The following is a 12,731-nucleotide window of genomic DNA, read 5'->3' as shown; positions in this document are numbered from 1 at the left end:
TGACTCAAACCATTTTCACGTGTGTTATTAATGAACACCTTTTAAGCGTGTAATGGAATAACGACAATAATAAAAGGATGAGTAATGCTTCGATTAATTGCCCAATTAAGCTGTTTGGCTCTAGGTTTTAGCCAGCTTTCTGTGCAGGCTAACGACGCACAAACACAAGCAAAAACTCAACCTGACGACCTAATAAAATCCAAGGTTGGCAATATTATTGTGGTTAGCCACCCTATTTTTGACCTGTCAGATCCCGACTCGTTTTTCATCCACGAATGGGCTAATTTCCTTCATATCAACACTCTTGAAAGCACGACTCTAGCCAACCTGCCCTTTGAAGAGGGAGATGAGGTTAACCAAAGACAAATTGAAGAAGCCCAAAGGCTATTGCGAACAGAGGCATATATTCGTGACGCCAAAGTCACTATGAGTGACGTGGATGATCCTGATGCTGAAGAGTCAGCCAAGGCGCAAAAACAAGTCGTGGTAGAAACCTGGGATAACTGGTCGCTATTACCCACAGCCAGTTTTGGTACTAGTGGCGGTGAGACCAAATTCTCAATTGGGATCAAGGAAGACAACCTTCTCGGCACAGGTATTGCCACTCGCATTAAGTACAAATCTAACGCTGACCGCACTGGTTACTTGTTTTCTGCCAAAGCACCATTTCGCTGGATAAAACACGCTAAAGTCGGCTTTAACTTTCAAGATAACAGCGACGGTACCTCCACCCACTTCACCTTTAACAAGCCGTTTTATGCCCTCGACACTCAGTACATGTATGGCGGGCAAGTGTTCGACAACACACAAACCGATACCGTTAGGCAAAATGGTGTCGAAGTGAATCAATTTGAGCACCAGCAGCAATACCTAGATGCCAAGTTTGGCTACTTATTACAAAAGAGTCAGCAAGACTTACACAGACTATCGTTTGGTGTCACCTACGATAAAAACACCTTTAGCAATCTAGAAACTCTGCCTGATAGTGAGCTACCGAAAGATCGTGATTTTGCCTATCCTTGGATGGGCTATGAATATATTGAAGATGACTTTAAAGTCTTGAATAACATTTACCTTATTAACAATAACGAGGACTTCAATTTAGGTTGGTATCACTACTTTCGCTTAGGGTTAGAGCTAAATGATACCCGCAAAGACAACCAGCCAGGCTACCATCTTAACTGGTATTCCAGTAAAGGTTATGCCAGTGGCGATCACCTACTACTTAGCTCACTAAATGCTGAAGCTGTGCTGCAAACCACTCAAGATGATTACTACAAGCTGATTTTAAAGAGTGAGTATTTTTATCAAATCACCCCTAAGTGGACCGCTTACGCCAAAGCCAAATTGGCTAGCTCGCAAAATAACTTCCTCGACGAGACTTTCGCCCTAGGAGACGATACAGGTATTCGCGGCTATCCAAATGATTACCAGCATGGCGACAATCAATGGGCATTAACAGGGGAAATTCGTAACTATCCCAACATCAATCTCTGGCAGCTAGCAAGCTTAGGTTGGGCGGTGTTTACCGATATAGGGCAAGCATTTGGCGGCACTGATGAAAACAATGAAATTAATGATGTGATTGGCAGTATTGGTATTGGTGCCCGTATTTACTCATCTAAATCCAGTTATGGCAACATCGCTCATATCGACTTTGCCAGACCATTCACCCAAGGTGAGCAGATCAACAGCTGGGAGTTTCGCTTCCAGGTGCGTAACCATTTCTAATAGAATCTAACAGCATTAGCTAAAGCCCTTATACAAAGCGTCATTTCAATCAGCTTTATTAAGGGCTATAGCGCTACCATCACAGCGCACTTGATGATAGCTGCTGCAGTAACAGATCAAGACATGAAAGCACTAGCCTTTGAGCGCCTTAGCCGCAACCGCTAATTCAGTGGCGATGGCATCATCTTTAATTGACTGAGTAGCCACATCAAAGTTGTCGTAAAAACTTGGCAAAGAAATGCTCGCTTTAACATCAGCAGCAAAATAAGGGGCTGAAGTCGTCGCGGCGCCTAGCACGGATTTAGCACCACCAGGCCCTGGCGAAGTCGCAAGCAGCAGTGCTGGTTTACCTTGATACACCTTCATATCAATGCGCGATGTCCAATCAAATAGGTTTTTATACGCTGCAGTATATGAACCATTATGTTCGGCAAAGCTGATCACCAACGCATCGGCCTCACTAATTTTGTCGTAAAAGGCTTGGGCTAACGCTGGTTTTCCTAGCTCTTTCTCTCTATCTTCACTAAACAGTGGGATTTCAAAATCGTTGATATCCAGTACCTCAACCTCGGCACCTTCAACTAAATTTGCAGCATAAGTTGCAAAGGTTTTATTAATTGACTGACGGCTGCTGCTGGCAGCAAAAGCTAAAATTTTCATGGCGTGTCCTTATCTGTAACGGTTAACCCTAAGCTCTTATCACCTGAGTCTTAGTAGCCTGAGTAACCAAGGCTGGTAACCCCCAAACGGGCTGGAGTTGAATCGATATGTGTCTACTTTAACCACAATTATCGCGCTGATTAACCCAGTGATAAGAAAATAATTATTTCCATTTAACTAACAATAACTCACAATAAGTTAAGTTTATTTCCATACATTGCTATCTGAACAAACGAGAAGCTGTACCTGAAAGCTTGGTAAAACGGGGTTAATTAGAATGCAAGAAACGCAATTATTTGATGGCATGGTTATTTTTACCAAGATAGTCGAATTACAAAGCTTCTCTGCTGCCGCAGAAGCCACCGGACACTCAACCTCACATATCAGCAAAACCTTCAATAAGCTGGAGCAAAGAATTGGCACCCGCCTGCTCAACCGCACGACTCGCTCGCAAAGCTTAACCCCTGAAGGTGAGGTGTTTTATCGCCAATGCCAGCAAATGGTTAATGATGCCAAAACAGCGCTAGGGATGTTAGACAACAAGCTGCAACAACCTAGCGGCAAGCTTAAGATTAGTTGCCCAGTGTCACTGGGACTAAGGTACTTACAACCTGTACTGTCTAAATACTTGAACCTGTATCCAGATGTGACCCTCGACTTAGATTTAAGCGATCGTCATGTCGATGTCATTCAAGATGGATTTGACTTGGTCATCCGCGCCACAGCGCAGCTCGATGACTCGACTTTAGTTTGCAAGCGCCTACGCTCATTCAAAGGCTATACGGTGGCAACGCCTGAGTACCTCAAGCAATACGGCACCCCAACCGAGCCAGCGCAATTAGTCGATCATAAATGTATTTGTTATAGCAATCTCAAGCAGCCTACTCGCTGGCAATTTAGTCATGCCAATAAGCAAGATACCTTTGTAGACGTTGGGCAGTACGTTGGTTGTAACAGCTCAGCAATGGAAGTGGCGATGGTGTTAGATCACCACGGCATTTGCAGATTACCTGAGTTCACCTTGGGCAACTTATTGGATATAGGTCAATTAGTCACCCTGTTCGACGACTACCATCACACACATATCGATGTGTTTGCCATCTACCCGAGTAAGACTTATTTATCGGCTAAGGTTCGCGCCATGGTCGATTTGTTGGTCACAGATATGGCGAAAGAACAGCCCTAGTGAGCATTGCTCTCGCTAAAACATAACTAGTTCTTCAAGATTCACTGCGATTAGATAATCAAATACATGAGAAGGATTGGTCAGCATGGAGGCAAAGGTGATGTGATAGCAGCGAGATGCCTGGTTAGAGTTTCCAAGACAGTTTTAATCATCTAAAAAGGCTCATTTGTTTCTGATGAGCCATTGTCTCGATACCTATTGCAGATTAAATTTTAAGTATTAGCTCACTGAGCCATGGTTAACATCTTGCTTCAACGCCAAAAACGCCACGTAAATCAATCCTGCAAATGGAATAAAACTCACGAACATACCAATCACCGCAGTAATTATTGGGTGGTTTGTTTTTCGTCTACCGAGAAAATAACTAATAAGCCCAATTATCACCATGAACAGCAGGATAAATGAGCCAAAAACCGATACATCCAAAGCCATTATTAAAAGTCCTTTTTATGCAAAATTCCGTGAACACTTCATACGACAATACAATGCAGCTGCGATACCAACTCAGCTGAAAACAGCTAAACACAACAGTTATGCAACATACCAAAGCAGCGACTGTGTTCTCAAGAGGCTGCTACATTATGTAACATTCAAGCCAGACTCCAAGCAAATCAACACAAGCCCAAATATCCAACTCCTACACGCAATCCAAAACGCAAAGATCACATAAACTTACATTAACAATGTTACCTTATATCATTTTACTGTTATACTCCCGCCGTTTTTGTCAAAACCTGAAATAAATCTCATTTAGCAAATTCAATGCTCAGTAGAATTAGGGCGTTGGAATCGACAAATCATTGAAGCAACAACCTTTGCTTCAATAACACAAACTGAGTTTGCCCAGGCAAACCAAATAAGGAAGTTCGTCAAATGAAACATGCTTTCAAGAGCCCACTCAAGACACTCAGTCTTTGTATCGGCGCCGCGCTAGCGATACCCGGCACCACCTTTGCCGCAGAAACCACAACCAATGTAGATCAAGATGTTGAAGTCATTGAAGTGACAGGCTTACGTCAAGCGTATCGCGGTAACGTGCAAGAGAAAGATCTGCCTCAAGCCATTTCAAAAGTGACCTTTGAAAAGCTAGAAGCTGTGGGGATCACCAGTTTACAAGACTCATTAGAGCTAGTGAGTGGTGTTACGCGTCAAAATGACTTTGGTGGCTTATGGGACATGTTTGCAATCCGCGGCTTCGCGGGCGATGAAAATCTACCATCGGGTTACCTAATTAACGGTTTTAGCGCAGGTCGCGGCTTTAGCGGTAACCGTGATATGTCAAACGTTGAAGTCATGGAAGTCATGAAAGGCCCAAGCTCAGCGCTATACGGGCGCGGTGAGCCAGGCGGTACCGTCAACATCATTACCAAGAAACCGCAGTTTTTCGAGGAAGGTTACTTCAAATTAACCGGTGGTAGCTTCAATACCTACCGTGCTGAAGGCGATTACACTAACGAGCTAACTAAAGATTTAGCATTTCGTATTAACGGTGCTTATGAAGATGCTGAAAGCTACCGTGACACGGTCACCAAAAAGAAAACCGTACTTACACCTTCATTCTTGTATCAGCTAGGTAAAGACACCATCGTCAGCTATGAACTTGAATACCTCAATCAAGAAGCTGATATGGACCGTGGTATTGTGCACGTAGAAGGCAAAGACTTCTCAAGCTCACGTTTTTATGGCGAGCCAGCTGATGGTCCTGTTGAAATTAAAGCCCTTGGCCACCAGTTACAAATGCAGCATGACTTCTCCAACGATTGGGCATTAATGGCAGGGTTAAGCTACCGCACCTCATCATTTGAAGGCAGTGTGACTGAGCCTAGATGGTACGATGCAGACACTAACACAGTAGTGCGTCAACGCCGTTACCGTGAATTTGACGCCAATGATTTGTCCGCTCGCTTTGAATTTAGTGGCTCGGCAGAGCTGTTTGGTCTAACCCACAATCTATTAATTGGTGGTGATGCATACGAGTATGAATTAGACCGCTACATCTTACGTTACCGCCACGGCAAGGGAAATGACGACACTGCGGCTGACTACGCAGTAGATTACGATAACCCAGTATATCGTGACGTTTTGCCAGATATGATCGACAACACCTCTGACGTTGAAGAGCAAAGCGGTCAAGGCCTTTATGTTCAAGATCAAATCGACTTATCAGATGATTGGAAAGTTATGCTTGGCATGCGCTATGACCATTTCACGCAAGATATTACCTATCGATTAGATAACAACCGCAAAACCAGCACCTCAAAATCATACTTCAACCCTCGTCTAGGTTTGGTTTATGAGCTATCTGAACAGGCACGCATTTACGCTAGCTACTCTGAAGGTGCCCGCCCGAACTCTGGTACCAATGCACAAGGTAATGGTCACGACCCAGAGGAAAGTAAGTCTTACGAAATCGGAATGAAGTGGGATCTTGGTAGCTATGGATTCTCGGGCACAGCTTCGCTATTCACCACTGAAAAACGCAATATTCTTGCGAGTAGCCCAAATGGTGATGGCACAACCGAAGCCATTGGTGAGGCCACCAGTGAAGGTTTTGAGTTCGATATGATTTACAACCTTACCGACAATACTGAAGTGTCGATGGCTTATGCTTACATTGATGCTAAGAACGCCAAAGAGATCACCCTTTGGGACTGGTATGTAATTGAAGAAGGCGCACGCCTTGGCAACGTACCTAAGCACAGCGGTAACATCATGGTGCGTCACTATACTGATATCGCCAGCTATGAAGGTAGCGGTGGTTTCTTGGTGAAATACGTTGGCAAGCAATTAGGTGACTTCCTCGAGCAGGATTTTGATTTACCTAGCTACACTGTGGTTAACCTATTTGCCAACCTACAGATCACAGATAATCTAGAAGTTAACCTCAACATCGACAATATTCTTAACGAAGAATACTACGCCAACTCTTACTCAGACGCATGGGTAATGCCTGGCGCACCACGCTCATTTAAAGCAAGCGTCAAGTACGCTTTTTAAAGCGCGCTTGCTGACAAGCTAAAAACAAAAAGCCCTCGCATTGCTGCGAAGGCTTTCATTTGAATTTAGTGAGTTGGCCGAAAGCCGCCAGTTCTTGATCAAGGGTGGAGTGGACAGTTATTCGTCTATCTCTTTTATTCGAGCCAATTTGAGAAACAAAAAGCCCTCGCATCGCTGCGAGGGCTTTCGTTTGAATTTAGTGAGTTGGCCGATAAGCCGGGTCCTGTCGTGGACAGTTATTCGTCTAGGCCTGCAATCGCTCACAGGCTCGAGCGACCTACCCGGTTCCAACGCGAGCCACGCATTAACTATAAATAGTAGTGGAACCCTATTTGGTCTTGCTTCGGGTAGAGTTTACCTTGCAACCAACTGTTACCAGTGGCCCGGTGCGCTCTTACCGCACCCTTTCACCCTTACCAACCCTGTAAAAACAGTGCTGGCGGTCTTCTCTCTGCTGCACTTGTCGTCGGCTCACGCCGCCCAGGCGTTACCTGGTACCCTGCTCTATGAAGCCCGGACTTTCCTCCCCGTTCTTGCGAACGCAGCAACTGTCTGGCCAACTCGGCGCGGATTATAGCTTAAGCCTTGCCATCACACCAACTTAATCTTTGTTTCTGCCAAGTATCGGCGCAAACATAGAGTTATAGGCCGATTTCTAAACCGTATTTATACAAGGCATTCTTCTTAATGTCGTACATCTGCCCTGCTAGCGCTGCAGCTTTTTTCAATGGCAATTCCTGACAAAGAATTTTTAAAGTATCAATTACCACAGGCGAGAACTCGCTGGTTTCTTCACTGCGGTAACCATGACACATAAGTACAATTTCGCCGCGCTGTTGATTAGCATCATCTTTCACAGTTTGTAGAACATCTGCCGCACTACCTGACAAAAAGGTCTCAAAGGTTTTGGTCAGCTCACGGGCCATCACAATTTCACGTTCGCTGCCAAAAGCGGTAACGATGGACTCTAGACTATGAACAATGCGGTGCGGAGATTCATAGAAAATCAAGGTGCGAGGGTCTTCTTTAAGGGCATTTAGCTTATCTAAGCGGCTTTTTTCTTTAGCTGGCAAAAAGCCCTCAAACGAGAATCTATCAGATGGTAAGCCTGAGCCGCTTAATGCCGTAATCGCCGCGCAAGCTCCCGGCAGAGGGATCACTCTATGCCCAGCTTCACGCACATGATTCACTAAATGGTAGCCAGGGTCTGAAATGAGGGGCGTGCCGGCATCAGAAATTAGGGCAACCGAGTGTCCCTCGGCTAATTGCGACACAATCCACTTGGCGCGGTCACGCTCGTTATGATCATGTAAGGCGGTTTTGCGGGTTTCAATACCAAAATGGCTCAACAACTTACCGCTGTGGCGCGTGTCTTCACAGGCAATGAGGTTAACATGCTTTAATACATCTAAAGCGCGAGTGCTGATATCATCTAAATTACCGATCGGAGTCGGCACAATGTAAAGAGCGGTGGTGAGCTCCATAACTACCTCATAATCAATGGACCTGAGACTTTCGCCAATTGAAAGAGCAGGTTAAACTATTGCCAGCATTTTAACAGAGTGAAGCCTTGTGTTGAAAAGACCAACAACAGCAAAAATCGTTTGTGTGGCGCTATTATCAGTGTTTTTAGCTGCCTGTGCTAGCAAAACCCCGCAGCCAACCGCCAAGATTGATACTTCTTTGGTATCAGTTGAACATTCCGCCAACGTTTATTTAAACCAGGCTAAGCTCACTCAAGTCGCTGAAGAGCGCGACCGTTATTTATTGCTTGCGGCCCATGCCTATATTAATGATGGCAATGTAGCGGCAGCTAAATCTATTCTAACTTCAATGCGTGCAACCATGGTCACGGTTGACACCATTAACGCTGAGCACTTATATCTAAGCACGCGCATTATCGATAAAACCGAGTCTCCTGCTGCGGCGCTTCAGCAATTTAATTACCCAAGTCAGTGGCGCTTACCTAAATGGCAGATGGCGACTTACCATCAATACAAAGCCAAGCTTTACCAACAAAACCAGCAGCCTATTGATCAAGTGCGCCAACTGAGCCTGTTAAGCCAATACCTGCCTAAGTCAGAAGCCGTATTAGTTAATGATGATATTTGGCACCGCTTGCAGCCACTACATGAAGAAACTTTAAAAGCCTTTATGAATGACACTAGCAATCCGATTTTTTCAGGCTGGCTGCAACTAACTTATATTGCTAAACACTATGCTGTGGCGCCAAGCCAATTAGTAAAATACCTAGGTGAATGGCAACAACAAAACCCAAGCCATCCAGGCGCGATTAAGCTACCGACTGATCTGGAAAATGCACTAAGCGCCAGACCTTTTAACCCACAACATGTCGCTGTAATGCTGCCGCTTTCAGGTAAGCGTGCGCGTGTTGCTGAGCCGATTCGCCAAGGCATTCTTGCCAGCTATTTAGCTGAGCATAATCAAGGCGTGGAAGTACGTTTTTACGATACCGAAAACGGCATCGCTAACGCTTATCAGCAAGCTCAGGAAAACGGCAGCGACTTTATCATTGGGCCGCTATTTAATCAGGACGTTGAGCAAGCCCTTAATATCACTCAAGAGCTTGAAATTACCACCCCACAACTGTTTTTGAACCAGCCAGATGAAGCAAGCCAAAACCCAAATCAGTTCTTCTATTCATTGTCTCCGACTCAAGAGGCAAGTGATGCGGCGCTGAAAATGGTGAATGACGGCATTAAAAAACCGCTAATTTTTGCCAGTAATGACAGCATTGGTAAACGCATGGCCGATAGCTTTATTCAAGAGTGGCAGGAGCAAACCCAAGAGCAGGTAGAAGTGCACTATTTTGATTCTGGCGATAAAATGAAGGTTACCGTGCAAGCCGCTCTAGGTGTTAAAGACAGCCAAGAGCGCATCTCACGTATGAAGCAAATTTTAGGCAGTAAGCTTGAAGCTGACTTCCGCTCTCGTCAGGATATCGACGCCATTTATATGATTTCAGGTGCTAAAGACCTTATCTTGCTTAAGCCATTTTTAGATGTGAACTTTAGCGTATTTTCACGCCCAATTGCCTTGTATACCAGCAGTCGAGGCCGAGTGACGACTCGCGGCAGTCAAAATGTCCCTGAGTTAAATGGCACCTTATTAAGTGACATTCCATGGCTGATGCAAAGCAGTAACGAAACCCGCATGGTGTCTGAATTATGGGGCAGCTGGAATAACAGCAAAAAGCGTTTGTACGTAATGGGTTATGACGCTTTTGAACTCATCAATCGCCTAGCGCAAATGCGCGCCTTCCCTGGGTATCAACACAATGGTCGCAGCGGTATATTAACCGTCACACCTGAAGGCGTATTAGAGCGTCAGCTATCCTGGGGCAAGTACCGTAACGGCCAGTTAAAGCCGCTTTAAAGCACAAGCATAAATATAAGGCTAATAGGTGAATCAAGGACAAGCGGCGGAGCAACAAGCTCGACATTACCTTGAGCAACAAGGCCTAAGCTTTGTTGCAGCCAATGTGTCTTATCCGTTTGGTGAAATAGACCTTATCATGCGGGAACAACAAACCTTAGTGTTTGTCGAAGTTAAGTATCGCTCTTCAAGCCAATTTGGCGGTGCGATTCAGGCATTAAGCCAGGCACAAATCCGCCGAATTAGAATGGCTGCAAGCCACTATTTGCAGCAAAACAAGATTAACCCTAGCTGCCGTTTTGATGTTATGGCTATCACTGCTAATGACATTAATTGGCTAAAAGGGTGCTTTTAAGCTCAAATTGCTAACGCAAGGCGTAAAATATAGTCACAATTTGTGGCATCATAGCGCCAATATGCTCGCATATCGCAGTTTTAGATATGCTCAATAAAGGACAATCAAATGTTAGATCGAATTAAAGATAGCTTTACTGAATCAATTCAAACCAAAATCGATGCAGCCGAAGCACTACCTGAGTCTATTGAAAAAGCTGCCGAAATGATGGTGCAGTGCCTACTCAATGGCAAGAAAATTCTATCTTGTGGTAACGGCGGTAGCGCTGGCGATGCGCAGCATTTCTCAGCTGAATTACTTAACCGCTATGAAATTGAGCGTCCACCGCTACCAGCAATCGCCTTAAGCTGTGACACTTCAACTATTACAGCTATCGCCAACGACTACAGCTATGATGAAATCTTCTCTAAGCAGATTTTAGCACTGGGCCAACCTGGCGATATCTTGCTTGCCATTTCAACTAGTGGTAATTCTGGCAACGTCATCAAAGCAATGGAAGCAGCACTTAGCCGCGATATGACCATTGTTGCCCTAACCGGTAAAGATGGCGGTGCGATGGCTGGCTTAATGAGTGATAGCGACGTTGAAATCCGTGTGCCGTCTAATGTGACTGCGCGTATTCAGGAAGTTCACCTATTAGCTATTCACTGCCTATGTGACAACATCGACCGCACACTATTCCCGCAAGGCGAGCAAGCATGATAAAACCTGCTGCACTCATTACGATTGCTTTATTGCTGCAAGGCTGTGCGGGCGCGCTAATGGTTGGCGCTGTCGGCGGCGCAAAAATGGCAAATGATGAGCGCAGCATGATGACCCAGTTTAACGATACCGATGCTGGGTTTAATATCATTAACGCTTTATCGCAGGATAAAGAGCTTAGCGAGCGCACTAATATCTCTGGCGTAGTGGTTAACACCAATGTACTGCTAATTGGTCAAGCACCGAGTTCAGCATTGCGTGACCGCGCAGTAAACATAGTTCAAGGCTTAGAGATTGGCGGTAAGCTGCACAATCAAATCCGCATTGGTAATCCAACCTCATTTACCAGTCGCAGTAACGATGCCTGGATCACCACCAAGGTGAAAACCAGAATGCTCAACAACAATGATTTGGATATCACTAGAGTTAAAGTGGTCACCGAAAATGGCGAAGTCTTTTTACTTGGCCTAATTGAGCGCTCACAAGCGGATATTGCGGTTGATATTGCACGTAACACTACTGGTGTGCGTAAAGTGATTAAAGTATTCGAGTACGTTGAACCGACGAGCTAATTGTTATGCAGTTAAGACGCTGTTGCTAAGGTATATAGCGCTAAGACATACAACAGACAACAAAAAGGCACCTTGCGGTGCCTTTTTAGTAGCTATCGCTTTTAGATGAAGCTAGTTCTTGTGAAGCTAGCTCTTTTGAAGCAGTTCTTGTAAAGCTAGTCAGCTGTTTTCGCCAAGCTCACGTCAGTTTCGGGCAATACATCTAACGCTTTTGCTTGCTTAGACAGCTTACGTGCTTTAGCGACCAACCAAGGCAATACTAGTGACGGCAACACGATTAACGCCGCACCAAACCAGCTCAATGCATCTAACCATTCATCAAACCACAACCAACCAAGGAATACGCAAAACAGTAATCCTGTGTACTCAGCAATGGCAATATCACTCGCCTGTGCTTGACGATAAGCTAATACGCAAAACCAATGATAGGTCAGCAAGAAAGTGTTACTTAGTAAGGCTACGCCAACCATTTCCCAAGATATTGAAATACCGCCAAATAGCTGGGTCATCACGAGCACTAGCGGAATACTCAGTAGGTTGTAATACATTAGCGCGTTGGTTGGGCACTCGGTTTTTGGCAGCCCTTTCAGCGTTAATTGACCAACTGCAAAGGTAAAAGCTGCAACGAGCACAATAACGCCATACCAGTTAATTTCACTTGGGCGCAGCAAAATCAAAATACCAATAAAGCCTAAGGTAATGGTTGCCCACTGCACTGGCGATACCTTTTCTTTTAAAAACAACGCGCCCATGACCATAATCATAATAGGGCCAGAAAAGAACAAGGCACTCGCGGTAGCAAGCGGCAACATCATTAATCCCATGATGAAACACACTGCGCCAATACAACCTAAATTTGAGCGGAAGAAATGCAGCTTAAAGTGTTTAGTCGCGGTATTTTTACTCGCCAACCAAAATGGCAACACCATTAATACCGACAAACATTGTCGTACTAATAAGAAACTCGCGGCATCGGCGCCATCAGGCAACCACTTGACCGATACGTCATATAATGCGCTAAATACATTGCCTAGGATTAACAATCCCATGCCCATCATTACAGCCTTGTTCATCTTTACCCCCAACTCAATCAGGCGGCTATAGTAGCGATCAACCAAGCACTAAAAAAATG

The 12,731-nt window shown here is 44.9% G+C and carries 11 protein-coding genes and 1 other RNA gene; 7 read left to right on the top strand and 5 right to left on the bottom strand.

The annotated features are described in order from the left end of the window. Positions 1-84 precede the first annotated feature (84 nt). The gene (locus EXU30_RS12735) at positions 85-1,731 is read left to right on the top strand and encodes a BamA/TamA family outer membrane protein (protein WP_242620202.1); all 1,647 of its coding nucleotides are present in this window, start codon (positions 85-87) and stop codon (positions 1,729-1,731) included. A gap of 132 nt (positions 1,732-1,863) precedes the next feature. Here EXU30_RS12735 and EXU30_RS12730 read toward each other — a convergent pair whose 3' ends face one another. Beyond that, positions 1,864-2,391 carry an NADPH-dependent FMN reductase gene (locus tag EXU30_RS12730; protein WP_130600609.1) on the bottom strand — a complete coding sequence of 176 codons (528 nt, stop codon included), beginning with the start codon at positions 2,389-2,391 and terminating at the stop codon, positions 1,864-1,866. A 277-nt stretch (positions 2,392-2,668) separates the two neighbouring features. Here EXU30_RS12730 and EXU30_RS12725 point away from each other — a divergent pair, with 277 nt between their 5' ends. Beyond that, complete coding sequence (locus tag EXU30_RS12725; RefSeq protein WP_165399013.1) at positions 2,669-3,577, top strand: LysR family transcriptional regulator; 909 nt, start codon at positions 2,669-2,671, stop codon at positions 3,575-3,577. 219 nt (positions 3,578-3,796) lie between these two features. Here the strand turns inward: EXU30_RS12725 and EXU30_RS12720 are convergent, their stop codons facing one another. After that, positions 3,797-4,009, bottom strand: coding sequence for a hypothetical protein (locus tag EXU30_RS12720; protein WP_130600607.1), 213 nt, complete (start codon positions 4,007-4,009; stop codon positions 3,797-3,799). A gap of 441 nt (positions 4,010-4,450) precedes the next feature. On the opposite strand from EXU30_RS12720, the gene EXU30_RS12715 reads away from it, so the two are divergent. Then, complete coding sequence (locus EXU30_RS12715) at positions 4,451-6,574, top strand: TonB-dependent siderophore receptor (protein ID WP_130600605.1); 2,124 nt, start codon at positions 4,451-4,453, stop codon at positions 6,572-6,574. 196 nt (positions 6,575-6,770) lie between these two features. On the opposite strand, the gene rnpB is transcribed toward EXU30_RS12715, so the two are convergent. Further along, positions 6,771-7,138: RNase P RNA component class A (rnpB, locus tag EXU30_RS12710), an RNA gene on the bottom strand. Positions 7,139-7,215: 77 nt separating this feature from the next. Then, complete coding sequence (gene rsmI / locus EXU30_RS12705; protein ID WP_130600603.1) at positions 7,216-8,058, bottom strand: 16S rRNA (cytidine(1402)-2'-O)-methyltransferase; 843 nt, start codon at positions 8,056-8,058, stop codon at positions 7,216-7,218. Positions 8,059-8,146: 88 nt separating this feature from the next. On the opposite strand from rsmI, the gene EXU30_RS12700 reads away from it, so the two are divergent. The 4 genes from EXU30_RS12700 to dolP all read left to right on the top strand — a co-directional run bounded on the left by EXU30_RS12700 (position 8,147) and on the right by dolP (position 11,599). Beyond that, positions 8,147-9,970 (top strand): penicillin-binding protein activator, encoded by a 1,824-nt coding sequence (locus EXU30_RS12700; protein WP_130600601.1) that lies wholly within the window; start codon positions 8,147-8,149, stop codon positions 9,968-9,970. Between the two features lie 28 nt (positions 9,971-9,998). Further along, complete coding sequence (locus EXU30_RS12695) at positions 9,999-10,325, top strand: YraN family protein (RefSeq protein WP_130600599.1); 327 nt, start codon at positions 9,999-10,001, stop codon at positions 10,323-10,325. A 108-nt stretch (positions 10,326-10,433) separates the two neighbouring features. Beyond that, positions 10,434-11,027 carry a phosphoheptose isomerase gene (locus EXU30_RS12690; protein ID WP_130600597.1) on the top strand — a complete coding sequence of 198 codons (594 nt, stop codon included), beginning with the start codon at positions 10,434-10,436 and terminating at the stop codon, positions 11,025-11,027. Next, the gene (gene dolP / locus EXU30_RS12685; RefSeq protein WP_130600595.1) at positions 11,024-11,599 is read left to right on the top strand and encodes a division/outer membrane stress-associated lipid-binding lipoprotein; all 576 of its coding nucleotides are present in this window, start codon (positions 11,024-11,026) and stop codon (positions 11,597-11,599) included. Before EXU30_RS12690 ends, dolP begins: the two co-directional genes overlap by 4 nt. A 155-nt stretch (positions 11,600-11,754) precedes the next feature. On the opposite strand, the gene EXU30_RS12680 is transcribed toward dolP, so the two are convergent. Beyond that, positions 11,755-12,672: a DMT family transporter gene (locus EXU30_RS12680; protein WP_130600593.1), complete on the bottom strand. Its 918-nt coding sequence runs from the start codon at positions 12,670-12,672 to the stop codon at positions 11,755-11,757. Positions 12,673-12,731: the final 59 nt, after the last annotated feature.

The sequence above is a fragment of the Shewanella maritima genome, assembly GCF_004295345.1.
GTDB lineage: Bacteria > Pseudomonadota > Gammaproteobacteria > Enterobacterales > Shewanellaceae > Shewanella > Shewanella maritima.
This window is presented reverse-complemented; position numbering and strand designations above follow the sequence as displayed.

Bases quoted from the DNA above. Each gene is read 5' to 3' on its own strand.
- EXU30_RS12730 (WP_130600609.1), bottom strand. From the start codon at position 2,391: ATGAAAATTTTAGCTTTTGCTGCCAGCAGCAGCCGTCAGTCAATTAAT.
- EXU30_RS12715 (WP_130600605.1), top strand. From the start codon at position 4,451: ATGAAACATGCTTTCAAGAGCCCACTCAAGACACTCAGTCTTTGTATC.
- EXU30_RS12680 (WP_130600593.1), bottom strand. From the start codon at position 12,672: ATGAACAAGGCTGTAATGATGGGCATGGGATTGTTAATCCTAGGCAAT.
- EXU30_RS12720 (WP_130600607.1), bottom strand. From the start codon at position 4,009: ATGGCTTTGGATGTATCGGTTTTTGGCTCATTTATCCTGCTGTTCATG.
- EXU30_RS12735 (WP_242620202.1), top strand. From the start codon at position 85: ATGCTTCGATTAATTGCCCAATTAAGCTGTTTGGCTCTAGGTTTTAGC.
- EXU30_RS12725 (WP_165399013.1), top strand. From the start codon at position 2,669: ATGCAAGAAACGCAATTATTTGATGGCATGGTTATTTTTACCAAGATA.
- dolP (WP_130600595.1), top strand. From the start codon at position 11,024: ATGATAAAACCTGCTGCACTCATTACGATTGCTTTATTGCTGCAAGGC.
- rsmI (WP_130600603.1), bottom strand. From the start codon at position 8,058: ATGGAGCTCACCACCGCTCTTTACATTGTGCCGACTCCGATCGGTAAT.
- EXU30_RS12690 (WP_130600597.1), top strand. From the start codon at position 10,434: ATGTTAGATCGAATTAAAGATAGCTTTACTGAATCAATTCAAACCAAA.